This window comes from Mesorhizobium silamurunense, from assembly GCF_014843905.1.
GTDB lineage: Bacteria > Pseudomonadota > Alphaproteobacteria > Rhizobiales > Rhizobiaceae > Mesorhizobium > Mesorhizobium silamurunense.
Window position 1 is genome coordinate 1 of record NZ_LPVS01000110.1, and the last position, 213, is coordinate 213.

At 67.6% G+C, this 213-nt stretch carries 1 pseudogene; it reads left to right on the plus strand.

The features are described from left to right. A pseudogene (locus AU465_RS32630) lies at positions 1–213 on the plus strand (IS110 family transposase); the annotation flags it as partial.

Below are 213 nucleotides of genomic sequence, written 5' to 3' on the forward strand. Positions count from 1 at the left end.
TTCTGGCTGCATCGTTTCCTGTGCGACCGCGGCATCGACAATCAGGTTCTGGACGCGGCCAGCATCCTGGTCGACCGCCGGTCACGCCGCGCCAAGACGGATCGCCTCGATGCGGCGGCGCTGCTGCGCACGCTGATGGCGCTGGAACGTGGCGAGCCGAGGGTCTGCCGAGTTGTGCGAGTGCCGAGCCTCGAGCAGGAGAACGATCGCCGT